At 43.5% G+C, this 15150-nt stretch carries 8 protein-coding genes; all 8 read right to left on the bottom strand.

Annotated features, from left to right (window positions below; translation table 11 throughout):
• Positions 1–153 precede the first annotated feature (153 nt).
• Positions 154–1008, bottom strand: a complete 855-nt coding sequence (locus F0145_RS20270; protein WP_223816172.1) for a sugar phosphate isomerase/epimerase family protein — start codon at positions 1006–1008, stop codon at positions 154–156.
• Positions 1009–1075: 67 nt separating this feature from the next.
• Entirely contained in the window at positions 1076–2236 is a 1161-nt protein-coding gene (locus tag F0145_RS20265) for a Gfo/Idh/MocA family protein (protein WP_150091352.1), read from the bottom strand.
• Between the two features lie 312 nt (positions 2237–2548).
• Positions 2549–3316: a ThuA domain-containing protein gene (locus tag F0145_RS20260; RefSeq protein ID WP_150091350.1), complete on the bottom strand. Its 768-nt coding sequence runs from the start codon at positions 3314–3316 to the stop codon at positions 2549–2551.
• Between the two features lie 146 nt (positions 3317–3462).
• Positions 3463–7098: a PVC-type heme-binding CxxCH protein gene (locus F0145_RS20255; RefSeq protein ID WP_150091408.1), complete on the bottom strand. Its 3636-nt coding sequence runs from the start codon at positions 7096–7098 to the stop codon at positions 3463–3465.
• A 553-nt stretch (positions 7099–7651) separates the two neighbouring features.
• The gene (locus F0145_RS20250; RefSeq protein WP_150091348.1) at positions 7652–8674 is read right to left on the bottom strand and encodes a LacI family DNA-binding transcriptional regulator; all 1023 of its coding nucleotides are present in this window, start codon (positions 8672–8674) and stop codon (positions 7652–7654) included.
• A 448-nt stretch (positions 8675–9122) separates the two neighbouring features.
• Positions 9123–9824 (bottom strand): DUF3823 domain-containing protein, encoded by a 702-nt coding sequence (locus F0145_RS20245; protein WP_150091346.1) that lies wholly within the window; start codon positions 9822–9824, stop codon positions 9123–9125.
• A 26-nt stretch (positions 9825–9850) separates the two neighbouring features.
• Positions 9851–11734 carry a RagB/SusD family nutrient uptake outer membrane protein gene (locus F0145_RS20240; protein ID WP_150091344.1) on the bottom strand — a complete coding sequence of 628 codons (1884 nt, stop codon included), beginning with the start codon at positions 11732–11734 and terminating at the stop codon, positions 9851–9853.
• A gap of 8 nt (positions 11735–11742) precedes the next feature.
• Positions 11743–14913, bottom strand: a complete 3171-nt coding sequence (locus F0145_RS20235) for a SusC/RagA family TonB-linked outer membrane protein (RefSeq protein WP_150091342.1) — start codon at positions 14911–14913, stop codon at positions 11743–11745.
• Positions 14914–15150: the final 237 nt, after the last annotated feature.

Here is a 15150-nt window from a genome sequence, read left to right as displayed (position 1 = left end):
TATAATCAGGATCTGGCACCATTGGTAGTGTTATCACTGCCAATTCAAATGCCTCTGCTAAACTACTTGCTGGTGAAAACACACAGCAAGGCCAACGTTTCCTCCTATTATTAAGCTAGACAGCTTTATCCGCAGCAGGTGCTTTCTGCCAAATTAGTTTTTAAATATTTGCTGATAAAAATCTAAACCTTCCTGGGCTAGTTCATCGGCGCTGTTGGCTAAAGGCCGCCAGATACAAGCAGCTTTGGCTAATTCTTTCGAGGGCGCACCAAAAGTTTCCAGCACCACGGCTCCCGTATAATTTATTTCGGCTAAAGCAGTTTTAATACCTGCCCAATCCAGGTGACCGGTGCCAGGCGTACCGCGGTCGCTTTCGTTGCCCTGCACATGGCACAATAAATCCTTACCTATTTGCCGGATGGCATTGGAAATATTTTTTTCTTCGATGTTAGCATGAAACGTATCGAGCGAAATTTTTACCTGGCTATGATTTACTTCCCGCACCAGCAAAAGCGCTTGATCTACGGTATTAATCATATCGGTCTCGAACCGGTTTAAAGGTTCTACGCCTAACAAAACGCCGTAATCTGCCGCAACCTGGCCGGCTTTTAACAGGTTTTGAATACACCAGCTCCGCTCCTGCTTTTTCTGGTCTTCGGATATTAGCCGGGTTTTGCCTACTGCCGAATAAAGCGGTCCGGTAAAAACAGGGCTTTCCATTTCAGCGGCAATTTCTATACAATCCGTAATATATTTTAAGCCATTTTCGCGGTTGGTCGCCACTTCGCTGGAAATATCCCGGTCCGGACCAAAAGCGCCGCTAATCGTAATTTTTAAATCCAAATCGCTGGCTCTTTGCTTTAACTCCGGCCAATTAATTAGATTTTTATCTTCCACGGCTACTTCTAAAATATCGTAGCCTATTTCTTTTACTTTACTAAGCAGGTTAAAATTATCTGTACCAAACGGAGAAACCCAAACAAATGTACTTACCCCAAACTGAATCATAAAAGTTGGTTAATTGAAAAAATAAAGGAGAACAGATTCAATCTCCATTCTCCTGTTCTGCGGCTATTTAGGCTTCTATGGCCGATGCTTTATTTGAAACCGTTTCATCCTGTTGTTCAAAATCGGGAATAAAAATGCGTTTACCATTGTTCATCGCCGATTCGTGGGCGCAAATTCCCGCGCAGGTATAATTGGCAGCCAAGGCAGCATCCACCGCCGAATCGCGGCCTTCCACAATAGCAGCCACAAACTCCTGCACCAAGTGCGGATGCGAGCCGCCGTGGCCGGCTCCTTGCAAGAACGAAACGTGATTCGGGTCGTCTATTTTTTCTCTTTTGGTATAGTGCTTAATCGGTTCAATTAATAATTCATCGGTATCGGGCACATTAATACGGCGGGCATTTTCGCCGCCGTCAAATATTACGTGTTCTTCGTCTTGTAATTGCTCCCACTCAAACGACATTTTGGTGCCGTATACATCGTAGCTTTCGCGGTATTGCCGTACCACATCAAACAAAGAACGTGTAGCTTCCGCTACTACATCCGAATCTTTTAAAGTAAACGTAGCTGTTTCCACGGCAAACGGCGAACCGTAACGGCTGGCCAAATCTTCGCTTAAGCGGCCGGAACCGTGGCAAACCACCGATTCGGCTTTGGTATTATTAATGCGCAACAACGGCGAAATAGCGTGGGTACCATTCAGCATGGGCGGATAGCCTTTCCAGTATTCGGCCCAGCCTTCCATGCTCATGTCTTGAATATGCGAGCCGCGCACAAACTGAATCCGGCCCAGTTGACCGGTTTCGGCCAGGTTTAAACCATATAAAAATTCGCGGGTATACAAAGCAGTTTCCATCATCATGTACACCTTACCCGATTTGCGCTTGGCTTCCACAATGGCTTTGCAATCTTCAACCGTCATGGCCATAGGTATAGTACAGGCGGTATGTTTGTTGGCGTTTAAAGAGGCCAAAGTCATTTTGGCGTGCTCCGGTACCGGTGTTACCACATGAATGGCATCTACATCGGCGCGTTGCGGTACATCTTCAAAATTTTCGAAACACAAATCCGGACTTAAGTTGTATTTAGCGGCTAATTCGTCTAAGGTTTGGCGATTGCGGGTACAAATACCTACGGCTTTAATATTGGGGTGACTTTGGTAAATTGGAATAAATTCTTTGCCAAAACCCATCCCCACAATTACAACGGTTATTTTTTTCTGCTCCATAGAACTAATTATATTTTTGGTTTAATAAATTATTAATTAAGGGTAATATTTTGCTGATGATAATATTTTAAGAACTTTCGCAAATAATACTACTAATTGGTTAATGCGCCTACATTATTGTAGTCATGTTGAGCCTGTCGAAACATCTAATAATTAATTTACAATGCTGTTATAGATCCTTCGACCAGCTCAGGATGACCAAAATTCGGTTTGAGCGCATTTTTATTTGATAGTGGTATTAATTTTAGAAAGTAATTCCTCCCCTTGCCCCCTCCAAAGGAGAACTTTCAATATTGTGTAAAAGGCCTGATTTTATTTTTTGGCGGCCCATTTAATTGCGTTGCGCAATAAGGTTTGGTACGGGGTAATATTATGCGATTCGGCATCGTGGCCTAAAGCAATTCCTACAATGCGGGCCTGTGGATTATTTACCACGAATACCGAAGGAAAAATCCGGTCGGAGCCGGCAACACTGGCATTGGCTAATACTTCTACGCCGGGTCCGTTGGGGTCGGTTTTAAAATAATAAAGTTCATCTTTTAAACTGAAGGCAGGTTCCACGCCTTTGGTAACCGGGTGGTTGGTGTTAATAATATTTACATTAAAATTACCGTACCGGTCGTGGCCGCGCGAGCCGCCGCTTGCCAGTTGCAAATTATATTCGGGCCAATCTTTCCAGTTATACCACAAAGCAGCGTGGCCCAACACCAAACCTTTACCGGATTTTACAAAATCAAAAATAGCTTGGCGTACCTGCGGGTTATTTATTGGTTGGTTGTTCGCCAGGTAAAGCACATCGGTCTGGGGCAAATAAGCCGCAATCGAATCGGTATTATCGGTATACCGCACGGTAGCAAAATTATCCCGGCGCAAGGTAGCCGCATCGGCTTGTTTATACCACTGGTTAAAATCGTGCGAGGCCCCGCCCCCAACCATTAGGGTACGAATGCTTTTTGCCTTGCCGGCACTACCCGAATTAACTTTACAATTATTGAACAAAAGTCCGCAAAAAAGTAAAATTAAACAGCTATTAAAGTGCGTACGCGCCAAGCGAACAGCAAAATTTTGATTATTTTTCATTGTGTTTTATTTGTTGTGCTGAAATATCAAAATAAGTAAAGCAAGTTAGGTAAGAACCAGAAATAATAAGCTTTTGCAACTGGCTTTTCTCTCTGGTTCCATCCACCCAAACCTGGATTTATTTGGCGTTAACTAAGCGCCTGAATTTATTTAGTAACTCTCAAAATTCCATTCATACCACGCCAGTGACCGGGGAAAGTACACACAAAAATATAGTCACCGGGTTGCGTGGGTGCGGTAAATTCCAGCGTAAAGCTTTCTTCCGGGTTTAATAATTTGGTAGCCCACAATACTTCTGATATTTGCGGTACATAATCTTTAGAGGCGCCATTTGGGTCGCGGGCCAAAGCATCGGCAGCATTGCCTACTTTTTGCAAAGTACCAGGTTTAATAATAACCAAATTGTGCTGCATGCCATCGGGGTTATCCAGGTTTAAAGTTACTTTCTGGCCCGCTTTAATATTAATTAACTTTTTATCAAACTGCATCACATGCTCTACCACTTTAATATTTATGGTAATGGGTTCGGCTGTTTTGGTGGCATTTTTAGATGCTTTGGCGGAAGTTGTTTTGGCAGTTTGATTATTAGCAGAACGCGTTGTTCTGGTTAGCGCAACTGTAGCATTTTGCAAATTACCGGCAAATCGGAAGGCCCCTTCGTATTCACCCATCCGGTTTTCGTTTTCTAGATCTTCGCCGGCTCGTAAGGGCTGATTTAATGATTGTGAAAACAAACCGGCGGCTTTGCCTTGGGCTACTTGCTGGTCGTTTATCGTAATCGTCATGGTACCATTATTGGCCAAACGGCTCACGAAATCAAATTTTTCGGGTAAAGGCTGCGTGGTAGTAGCTTTATAGGTTTTACCATTCTGTTTTACCACCATTTGCAGCTTTTTATTTTGGATGAACAAGCCATAACCGGCTTCCTGGCCACCCTGAGCTACAATTACGCCTTCTAAATCGCGGTTGCCTTTACTAATAGTGCCTTTTACAGTTATTTCTTTGCCGGCTACATCGGGCGGAAACTGCAGGGTACCGCGGCGGGGTAAAGTGTACACTTCGTTGCTTACGGCTTCTACGATGCGACTGGTTAAGTTAGATGCAGCAGCAGTAGCGGCCGATTTGTTTTTATCCGCTACAGCCAGAAAACCTGTTTCGTGCGTAATGGCCGCGGCCAGCAAAGCTTTGGTCAGCCAATCGTCCTGGGCATTTTCCGGCACCAGGCTGGCCTCGTAAATTTGTTTGCCCAGTTGCTCCGAAGCCGGGAAGTTTGTTAAAGCCAGGAAAGCTGCTTTACGGGTATTCAGGTTTTTATCTTTTAAAATAGTACTGCCCAAAATTGCTGCTTCTCCCTGCGCGTTCGTTGGTATAACTTCTACGGCGGCTTTTCTAACGCCGGCGGCCGGATGCGACAAAGCCTGGCTTACTACTTGTAAGGCTTCGGCGTTTGAGCCATCTAAAGCACCCATGCCGTGTAAAGTCCAGAGGGCATGTACCGCCGGGCTATTGAGGCCAATTTCATCTACCCGTTGGTTGGCTATTATTTTGTACAATCCTGGCAAAGCCGCTTTGTTTTTGCTTTCAACTAACAAACGTTGGGCATGCATGCGCCAGAACATATTATCGTTTTCGAGGGCGGCCAACAAACCGGGCACATCGTTAACTGATAACTTTATAGGGGCAACCGGTTTGGCTTTTTTGTAGACTACCCGGTAAATGCGGCCGTGGTTGGTATCGCGCAATTCGCTAACCATGGCATTCCCCTGCCCTCTTTTTTGCGGTTGCGGCGTGTTCGGCAGTACCAAACGGGCGGGAGCCTGGCCTTCCACAAAATCGTTGTGCTGAATAATAAAGTTGTACCAATCGGCGACCCAAACGGCCCCATCCGGACCAACTTCGGCGTGTACCGGCCCGAACCATTCATCCGAACTGGCCAATAAATTCCAGCCATCTTTTTCGGTAAAGCCGGCGCCGTCGGGTTCAATGATGGCATTATGAGTAAGTCTTACGGTGGGTTCGGTTACAAAGGCAATGCGGTTCCAATATTCTTTCGGGAAGTTACGGGCAGTATACAAATGGTGCCCGGCGGCGGCCGTAAAACCACCCAGTACGTCTACCTGCCGTAAGTTCGGCGTCATGGCGTGTACCTCGTAGTGGCCATCCAGTTTTTGTACTGGCTGCACCGAGTTCTGCGAAGCTGGCCGATTACCCCCTGTGGTATTTTGCGCGGTTAAAGCCGGCAAGGCAGGTAAGCTACGTTGCGCCAAACGGGCGGGCATGCCGTAGTAAGCACTATGGGTATTATTGGCGGTGGAAATAAACACGTTATTATCTTCGGAAAAACCTAAGCCCCAGGTATTGTTGCTGGTATTACCTAAAAACTCAAAGCCTTTGCCATCGGGGTTAAATTTGTAAACGCCGTTGCCAAACCGGTAAGCTTTTCCGTCTACGGTGCTGTTAAAACCAGCGTAGCCTACTACACCCCATATTTTATTGTCGAAGCCGTATTGTAAGTTAGAAGGGCCGGCGTGGGTATCGTTTTTGCCCCAGCCACTCATAATATTCTGGAACACATCGGCCTTATCGTCGCCGTTGGTATCTTTCATGAAAACAAAGTTCGGTGCCATCGAAACAATTACCCCCCCGTTAGAAAAAACCAAACTGGTCGGAATATTTAGTTTATCGGCAAAAACCGTGAACTTATCGGCTTTGCCATCACCGTCCGTATCTTCACAAATTTTAATGCGGTCGTTGGCTACACCGTCGGTTTCTTTAAAAGTGTTCGGATAATCTACAGATTCTACTACCCATAAACGGCCACGTTCATCCCAAGCCATCGAAATAGGGTTAATAATATCCGGCTCGGCGGCAAAAAGCTTTAATTCAAAATTAACGGGAACTTGTATTAATTTCTGCGATTGTTCGGGGGTGAGTGCCGGCTGTATGCTGGGCACTTCGTAGCGTTTGGTGAAATTAGAAATATTAATGTTGGCTGCTTTGTAAATATCTACTGCGGGCAAGTTTAACCGGGCAATTTGCGCTTGCACGTCTTTGCCTACGGCCCACATTACCCCGTTTTTTACCAGATTCAAAAATCCGGGATTGGTCCAGGTGCTGTCGTTGTGGCCGTAAGCGGTATAGAATACGCGGCCTTTGCCCAGGTTCCGAACCCAGGTATACGGTTCGGTGGTATTGCCCTCCGTCCGTTCCATCAGCACGGTCATGTCTTTATTCAAATTCTGGTGCACGTAGGTTTCATCCCAGGTAGAGAACTGGTTTAACCCTTCGGTTACCGGATGATATTTCTTTGCAATAGTGGCAGTAAACTTACCGGTTCCGTGCGATTTAAACTGACCACCAATGGTTTGTATGTACCAGTCGGAATTTTTGAAACAGCCGGAAGCCGAATGTAACGGAATTAAACCTTTACCACCTTCCACAAATGCCTGCAAAGCTTTTTCCTGGTCCGGTGCTAAATTGTCGTGGTTGGCATAAATAATTAACCCATCGTACTTAGCCAGATTTTCAGTGTTTAAATCCTGCAGGTTTACGGTGTAAGTAATATTAATGCCACTGTTAAACAAAGAAGTAGCGAGCCAGGGGGCATATTTACCGGAATCGTGGTGTTTGCTGGTGTGGCCTAAAAATAAGATTTCAGCTCTTCTGCCCTTGGTTCCATCTGATTTTTGCTGGGAAACACCGCCGCCGCTTTTGCTGGCTTTATTGGTACACCCATAAAAAATAGAACTAAGCAGAAGAAGCAATAATAAAGTTTTCCTCATCATAAATTTAAGTTTGGGGCGGTTTAAAAAGCAGCAACAAAAGCGCTGCTGCCTGTTATATAAGTGGTAGATATTTTAAAGGTACCTCGTATTTACAGAAAGCTTTAAGCAGTTTATTTCTTAATATTTGATATTAATCAAAATATACTTTTGATTAAATAATATAGCAGACAAACCGCGCCAACCAAGCTTTAACTCTGCATACACCCAATAATAAAATTAAAAAATATTAGGCGGAGTTGGTTTTGGTTTGCATAAAGCCACTATTATATTATTTTTAATTATCAGTTAAGCAACTATAACGCCTTGAGAATATTAAAACCTGGGTACAAACACGGCTGCTTAATTCCAAATCAGGTAACTAATGCTAAATCAAAAAGGTGGTATTCAGAAATTATTAATATTAACCTCAGAAAATGTGTACCCTCTTAATTATCAAATAATAATTTAAACTTCTAACTTGTAAAAAGAGGTGCAAAAAATAGCTAAAATCATTTCGTGCAACCGGTTGCGTAATATTAGAAAGGAAATCCTTTTAATGCAAATTTCTGCTTTACTTTTTTTGGCTGGAATCGCGAACAATTAAATCGGTAGAAAAAACTTTGCTCTCTACAGTAATAACATTGCTTTTAATTTGATTTAAGCACAATTGGGCAGCCGCTTCTCCGATTTGGAAAGCTGGTTGCACCAAAGTAGATAAGGCCGGCTCTACTACGGTAGCCATGGGTTCATTGCAAAAACCTACTACCGCTACCTGCTCCGGAATTTTAAGATTATTTTTTTTTAGGGCCATCATAGCCCCAATGGCCAAGGGATCGCAAAAGGCAAAAACGGCATCGGGCAATATACCTGTATCTAATAACTGCTGGGTAGCAGCAATCGCATTTTCTCTTTCCAAACCGGTATCGCAGGTAATTAGCAGTTCTTCCTGAAAAGGTATATTGTATTTGGCCAAGGCTGCTTTATAGCCGTTAACGCGGTTCTGGGATATTTTTAACAAAGGCGGACCGGCTAAATGGGCAATCTGGCGACGGCCTTGCAGAATCAGATGTTCTACGGCTTTAAAAGCGCCGGTGTAATCATCAATAATTACACTGCTGGCTTCCATATCAGGGCATACGCGGTCGAAAAAGATTACCGGAATATTTCTTTCCTGAAAAGCTTTAAAATGATCGGAGTTTTTGGTCTCGCTCGAAATTGAAACGAGCAAACCATCTACCTTGCTCGATAGTAAGGTTTGCGAGGCAATCACTTCGCGCTCGTACGACTCTGCCGATTGGCAAATAATAACTTTATAACCGGCTTTGTAGGCCAGTTCTTCGATGCCGGCAATTACCGTAGAAAAATAATAATGGGAAAGCAGCGGCACAATAACCCCAATGGTTTTGGTAGAGCGCTTAGATAAACTGGAAGCAATATTATTGGGGTGATAATTATATTTCTTGGCTAAATCCCGGACGGCTTTTTTGGTGGCTTCGCCAATAGAGGCATGATCGTTTAAGGCCCTGGAAACGGTTGACTTAGAAACATTTAATTCTTTAGCAATATCTATAATTGTGGTTTGCTTTATTTGCATTAGTCTCTCTTGCTATTCCCGTGCACGCTTAGGAATACTAGTATTAATTTAACATTGGTATTGCTGCTAGCTAAATAGTTAATCAAATTGCTCTTACTTAAACAGCCTCCGGTAAGTCTATATTTGCGCAGCTTCTAACTTCCAATATACTTACAATTATCAAAACAACAATTATTTTTTTGATAAAAACACCTCGGACCTTTGGATTAAACTGATTCCCAAATTAGAAAACTAATAATGAAGGCGACTGCACCTGCCGGAAATTAAGCTAAGCAAAACAACCACTCCTAACCCCTCCAAAGCTTAGGTGGGGAACTAAGTAATATTTTATTTAATAGTGAATTCCATAAAGAGAAAACGGAATTTATACCAAAACGATTATTACTTTTTGAGGAAAAAATAAAGCTGACTGGTAAAATATACCAGCCAGCTTTATTAAAAAATTAGCTTAAAGTTGAATCTTCTGAATAGCGGAATACAGCATATCTTCTACCCCGGCAATTTTTACCCCCACCCGGGCAAAAACATAATTTTGGGCCGGGGTAATGGCCGGTACAGTTGCACTTAAGTTAATACTATTTAAATCAATAATATTAGCGCCGCTTAAGTCTTTGGAAGCAATATTATTACCGCGGTCTACAAACGTAGTTTTATTAATGTACAAAGACACTCGTTCTACGTTCTTTGCATTCGCATCGGTAATAATTCTTTCGAGCTTAAAATTAGCGGTTATGTCGCGGGCAGAACTGGCAATTTGCGTATTCCGGATCATATAATAGGGCATCACCTCAATATCCAGTACCTGGTTTCCTTTTAAATCAACCATAATGGTATCGGACTGGGTAGTGGAATTTTGGATAGAGCGGAAAGGCCCTTGGGCCGATCGAATATTTAATTTATAAGTGGCGTTAAAGAGCACGGCAGAATATGAACCGTCCTGGTCAACGGCTACATCAATAGGGGCCCTTAATTGCCACCCCGGTTCCCATAGCTGCATATTTACTTCGTTGTAGCCAAGGTGTATAGGTTCGCCATTATAAACAATTCTACCTTCTAGTTTAGACTGGGGTGCCTCGTAGTTGTCTGTGTCGCAGGAGGCACAACCAATGCCTAAGACAAAACAAATCAGTACAAAAATCTTATTTTTCATATTATAATTTTTCTTTGAAATTTAACTTACTGATTAGGTTGTCTTACTAGCAGTGGATTATTACTAATGATAGCATCGCTAATTTGTGAATAGTAATTGCCCAACCGGAACCTATCTGGGTTGGTTGCCGGGTTAGGAATAACTACTCTGAATACCCAATCATATTTAGTTGGATCAGCCGGGTTGGTTAAATATCTATAAGGCCAAACACCAAACGGCATTGTACTTGCCTTTTCGGCCTTCCCTATGTTAGCATTAAGATCAGCAACAGTCATTCTGGAGCCATTCCAAACCACGTGGGCTAATCGCCAGCGTTTCATATCAAATAGCTGATGTCCCTCAAAGGCTAATTCCACTTTTCTTTCGTGTACTATACGATCAAAAGTAATATCAGCAGTTGTTAAGGGTTTAGTTAGCCCGGCTCTTGCCCGTACCTGATTCATATAATTGGCCGCTACATCTGGCTGACCCAATTCAAATGCAGCTTCGGCCGCATTAAGTAATACTTCAGCATAACGATAGCGTATCCACCAAACATCGCTGCGGGTACCAATTGTACCGGATCCTGGGTCCGGGTCCAAGTATTTCCTAATGTAGAAACCAGTTTGAGCTGTCCACTCCAAACCATCTATCGGGCCGCTAAAACCAACCACCTGCTCAGTAACCCCATCGCCATTTACATCCGCTCGCCCACCTATATTATTAGAAGTTATAATGCTGCCGTTAGGGCGCATGTAGCCAGCCCATATATCTACCTCTTTATTTTTAAATTGTGTACCAGGCAAAATAACCGTACCCCACAACCGCGCATCGCGACCCGCAAATAAATCGGTTGGGTTACTATAAAGAATCGGATTGCCACTGGCATCGTTTATAGGCAAAGGCGCAAAGGTATTATCCAGTTTTTCGAATTCTTGCACCAGATTCAACGTAGGATTTATCCGGCCTCCTTGCTGCTCTTCTGCCTGATAACGGGGTTGGTTCTCTATCGTAAACCCATGAGGTCTGCCACCTGCTAACGCAAAATCTTCTACCCAAATAGCTTCCGGATTATTTGCTTTTTCGTAGAATATACTGGCAAAGTTTTCGCCCAAATCAGGTTTATTCATATATAAACCGTAGCCGAGCGTCATTACTTCCTGCGCAGCTTTTAATGCCGTTTGGTAATAACCAATAGCCATATTAGCCGGAATACCTACTTGACCTCCTGGCAAGGATACCTCGGGCGTAGAAGCGCCGTATTTAGCAATGGAGGCAGCATATAAAGCAGCTCTGGCTTGCATAGCTAAGGCCGCGCCTTTTGTAGCCCTGGATTTGCTACCAAGCTCATTAGGAAGGGTTGCTTTAATTTCTTCTAACTCTTTAATGACAAAATCATAAACTTCGTGTTCTTTGGCCCGAGGATGACGCAGATAAGAGGGATCCCCACTTAAATCATAAGTTAAAGGCTCGGTAATTAAAGGAACGCCGCCCATTCTTTTTACGTGTTCGAAATAAATGCCGGCCCGAATAAAACGAGCTTCCGCCAAAAACCGGTCTCTAACAGTTGAATTAAGTGCTGTAGCCGCTGTGCATTTCTGAATAAACAAGTTTATTTCCCGGATGTAGCCATAATCCCACAAACCCCAGTTTCCATAGCCATAATCCGTGTTGCGGTGGCGCCCGTAATCGCCAGCATTTGAAGCAAAAGCTTCATCAAACTCCGTATAGTTAGCCCATCCTTCAATAGATTGAAAATCTGGGAAACGCATGTAAAGATTACTTAATACCGATAATACCAAGTTTGGGCTGGTCCAAACATCTTCATCCAGAAGAATATTGGTTGGCTTTTTATTCAAAAATTCCTCATCGTTACAACTGGAGCTACTAACCAATAGCCCAGTTAAGAATATATAAATATATTTTTTCATTTTGACTTTTATAAAGAAAGGTTTACCCCCAGGTTTACAAATTTATTCTGTGGATACTGCAGACCATTGGTATCCATAACCTCCGGATCTACCCCCAGATGGGCTACATTATCAATTGAGAACAGGTTGTAAGCATTTATATAAACGCGGGCTCTTTTTACTTTTACTCTGGTTAATAACGCTTCCGGTACGGTGTAGCCAATTTCCATTGTTCTGGCCCTCAGGTATTTGGCATTAATCAGCCAAAAATCAGATTGGCGGTTATTATTACTATGCCCCCCGTCGTTGAATCGCAAGGCCGGATATTTACCCGCTATCCAAGGGCTATCCATATTGAGTGGATCTTCCCTGTGCCATCTGTCTTCATAGATTGCTTTGAGTAAATTTCCGGTATTCTGATAAGGATTTCTCAGTTCGTTCTCTGCTAAGAAGGAATAGCCAGCACCGCCGGAGAAATCGGCTTTAACATCAAATCCTTTATAAGCAGCAGAGAAGTTTAAACCAAAGTTTAACATTGGGTTCCGGTCTCTCGGAAAGCCTATTGGTCTTTCATCATAGCCGTCAATTTTGCCGTCTTCATTCAAATCCTTATAGATCAAATCGCCAGGTAATAAAGTTCGGTTACCTTGTCCGTCAATGTTTACTGGGTAATTATTTATTTGCTCCTGAGACTCAAATTGGCCGGCAACCTGGTATCCCCAGAAAATACCGTTCCATCTATCTTCAGATTCATTTGTGTTCCGGTAATTATCCCAAGAGTTAGCATATCTGGGCTTATACCGTTTTAAATCACGACTCCTTGAATAGCCAACATTACCACCTATCCCAAATTCAACGTTGTTTATGTTACCGCTGTAGGACAAAGATACTTCACCGCCCATTTGGGCATCACTCCGTAAATTTTCAGCCGGTAATGTATAGCCTAATTCGCTTGGCACCAAAACATCATAACGGGTCTGAAACAAGCCGGAACGTTTCCGGTAGAAATAATCTACTGCACCTGATAACCGGCCGTTGAAAAAGCCATAATCCAAGCCAATATCAGTAATATGACTGGTAAACCATGAAATATTGGTAGTTGGTACCGCACGGTTCTGCTGGGCACCGGGAGTTATGACTCCGTTGAGAACGTTTACGCCTGACGGGTAAGTGTAGCCCACAATATGCTCGAAAGGAGTGAAACCATTTCCGATATCATCATCGCCTAATACACCGTATGATCCACGAAGTTTCAGGTCGGTTAAAGCAGTTAAGCCCAACGATTTGAAAAAGCTTTCTTCGGTAATGCGCCATCCCGCAGAAACGGAAGGGAAATTACCCCATCTTTGTTCGGGAGAAAATCTCCAGGAAGCATCTCTCCGGCCGGCAAATTCAAAATAATATTTATCGGCAAAATTATAGTTTACCCGCGCAATATAGCCTATACGGGCCTCTTCATTAATTCTATCGTCATAAACAGTAAGGTCCGCAAACTGAATTATCGGAAGGACGTTGGTTTTAGGAACAGGACGTGCCTCCGTAAAAAGGTTCCGGCGGGTTAATCTTTCGGCCACCAATGTACCGCCAATGGTGTGTTTACCAAAAGTATTGTTGTAATTTAATTGTCCTTGAACAGTAGTATTAAAAACCTTTTCATTAATCCTTTGCCGATAGGGGTTGGTGCTCCCGCCGGTTCTTACATATTCTTGTGTTGCCTCATTGTACGTATAAGCATCGTAGGTATATTCGTGGACATCCCTTACACGGTCTGCCAAATAATAAGAGTACAAGCCTTTAACCGAGAGCCCTTTAATGGGTAACTGGTATTCGGCGTTAAAATTAGTTTGCAGTACGCGCCAGGTATCTGCCAAGTATCCTGATATGGTTTTATTTAATATACCCCAGTTGGTATCGTTGTGGCCTATATCGTTTACATAAGCCGGATTGTCATTAGCATAGGGCCGCTCCGTAGGTCGATTTCGGAACAGCGCAAATCGCGGCGCCCAATAATCATCACCTCCTGGCACACCAGGGTTCTCCCGGTTTTCAATCCGGCCATTAATCTGAACCCCTACCTTAATACGATCTGATATTTTAGCATCCACGTTAGATTGGATGTTAGTTCGGTCAAAGGTAAACTCCCGGCCTAACACTGATTGCTGATCTAGCCTGGTTACAGATAAGTAATAATTTATTCTATCGGTACCGCCGGTAGCATTGGCATTAAGAGAGGTTAAGGGTGCATTAGGTTTAATAATAAAATCATACCAGTCGAAACTCTGATAACCTTTTTCGGTACCGGCTCGCCATTTGTCCAGCTCGGCTTGCGTAATACTCGTTCTTCCTAGTTGGTTCATTTCAGCATCTGCGCGGCCAGCCATCCACTCGTAAGCATTAACAGTCTCGGGAAACCGCGCCCAATTTTGCCAACCGGTATAGGCCGCAATGTTTAAGTTATTACTTCCGGCAGCACCTCTTTTAGTGGTAACCACAACTACCCCGTTAGCACCTCTGGAACCATACACGGCCGCTGAAGCATCTTTTAATATTGTGATACTTTCTATATCGTTTGGGGCTAAATTATTGAACTGACCGGCATCCTGCTGTATCCCGTCAATAACATATAAAGGGTTTCCCATATTCCGGATATTAATATTGGCACTGGCACCTGGGCGGCCATCCGGCATCCGGAAGGATACGCCAGGTATCTTACCGGCTAAGGCGGCACTAACAGTAGATGCATGTACCCGATCCAGGTCCTTACTAGTTACGGCCGAGACGGCACCCGTAATAGATTCTTTGGTTTGGGTCCCGTAGCCCACAACCACTACTTCCTGCAGGGCTTTGGCATCCGGCGCTAACGAAACGTTAACCACGGTGCGGTTACCAATGGGTACTTCCTGGGTAATATAACCCACAAAAGATACCACCAATATTCCGCCTTCGGCCGGGGCCGATAAAGTAAAATTACCGTTAGCATCGGTGGCAGTACCGTTGGTGGTGCCTTTAATTAACACGGTAACACCCGGCAAAACATCGTCTTTTTCTCCGATTACTTTACCCTTTAAATTCCGTTCCTGGGCAAATAGCTGACTGTTAGTTATACACAACAGCGCTGTGAGCAAGAGCAACAAATAAATCGGTTTCCCCTTAGGATTACCCGGGGCAGGGAGCACTTTTCTCGGTAAATTGTTGATCATGGTTGTAGATTTTAAGTTAATTTTTAGATGGTGGAAATTTTGTACTAGGCTTATATTTACATAAGCAACAAGCGTTTAGGTTGATAATAAAATTTTAAGGCAAGCAAAATGAGTAGCCTTACCTCCACGAGTTAGGGCTATATATCTGAAAGAAAAGCGCAACCGGTTGTATTTTTTAACACAACCGGTTGTGTTAGTTGCGCAACCGGTTGTCTAAAATAAGTTTGATTTTTTCGG

Origin of the sequence: Adhaeribacter rhizoryzae (assembly GCF_008629685.1) — a bacterium.
GTDB classification, from domain to species: domain Bacteria; phylum Bacteroidota; class Bacteroidia; order Cytophagales; family Hymenobacteraceae; genus Adhaeribacter; species Adhaeribacter rhizoryzae.
Note: the sequence above shows the minus strand (reverse complement) of the source record. Positions and strands in the feature narration are given on the sequence as shown.

Coding starts and splice junctions, on each gene's coding strand:
- F0145_RS20265 (WP_150091352.1), bottom strand. CDS start 2,236: ATGGAGCAGAAAAAAATAACCGTTGTAATTGTGGGGATGGGTTTTGGC.
- F0145_RS20235 (WP_150091342.1), bottom strand. CDS start 14,913: ATGATCAACAATTTACCGAGAAAAGTGCTCCCTGCCCCGGGTAATCCT.
- F0145_RS20260 (WP_150091350.1), bottom strand. CDS start 3,316: ATGAAAAATAATCAAAATTTTGCTGTTCGCTTGGCGCGTACGCACTTT.
- F0145_RS20240 (WP_150091344.1), bottom strand. CDS start 11,734: ATGAAAAAATATATTTATATATTCTTAACTGGGCTATTGGTTAGTAGC.
- F0145_RS20270 (WP_223816172.1), bottom strand. CDS start 1,008: ATGATTCAGTTTGGGGTAAGTACATTTGTTTGGGTTTCTCCGTTTGGT.
- F0145_RS20250 (WP_150091348.1), bottom strand. CDS start 8,674: ATGCAAATAAAGCAAACCACAATTATAGATATTGCTAAAGAATTAAAT.
- F0145_RS20255 (WP_150091408.1), bottom strand. CDS start 7,098: ATGAGGAAAACTTTATTATTGCTTCTTCTGCTTAGTTCTATTTTTTAT.
- F0145_RS20245 (WP_150091346.1), bottom strand. CDS start 9,824: ATGAAAAATAAGATTTTTGTACTGATTTGTTTTGTCTTAGGCATTGGT.